Annotated in this window: 1 protein-coding gene; it reads right to left on the bottom strand. The window is 53.7% G+C overall.

Annotated elements, in window-relative coordinates:
* The coding region (locus tag ACTHS3_RS16090; RefSeq protein ID WP_440368519.1) for an alpha-amylase family glycosyl hydrolase at positions 1 to 836 on the bottom strand (836 nt) is incomplete at both ends.

Genomic DNA, 836 nt, shown 5'->3' with positions numbered 1-836 from the left:
ACTTCCTCTTTCAACATGGTGTTGGTATCGCGCAGGAAAGCGATGGCTTCAAGGTTTTCATGGCCGCCGTATTGGTTTGGAATCCACTCGCCGTCTTTGCGCGAATAGTTGCGGTAAATCATCGAAGCCACCGCGTCAACGCGGATACCGTCAAAGCCAAAACGCTCTATCCAATACAGGGCGTTGCCTTGCAGGAAGTTTTTCACTTCGTTTCTGCCGAAGTTGTAAATCAGGGTGTTCCAGTCTTGGTGGTAGCCTTCGCGCGGGTCGGCGTGTTCGTACAGCGCGGTGCCGTCAAATTTGGCCAGGCCGTGATCGTCGGTTGGAAAATGGCCGACCACCCAGTCGAGGATAACGCTGATGCCCTCGCCGTGCGCGGCTTTAATCAATGCGCGTAATTCTTCCGGCGAACCGAAACGGCTGGTCGGTGCATACAAACCGGTTGCCTGATAGCCCCACGAGCCGTCAAACGGATATTCGGAAACAGGCAAAAACTCGATATGGGTAAAGCCCATGTCTTTGACGTATGCCACCAACTCTTTGGCCAGCTCTTCGTAAGTCAGCCAGAAATTGTTTTCCGGATTGCGCTTCCACGAACCCAAATGCACTTCATAAATGCTGATCGGCGCATCAATGGCGTTGGCACGGGCGCGGAAGACCGGTTCTTCGACTTCGTCAGGCAAGCCGCGCACGATAGATGCCGTGGTCGGGCGCAGTTCCGCACCGAAAGCATACGGGTCTGCTTTTTCACGCACATCGCCGTTGGCATCGCGGATTTCAAATTTGTATAGGGCATTGAGTTTGACAGCAGGGATGAAGATGTCCCAAATGCCGTT

Source organism: Neisseria sp. P0009.S007 (genome assembly GCF_051962515.1).
Note: the sequence above shows the minus strand (reverse complement) of the source record. Positions and strands in the feature narration are given on the sequence as shown.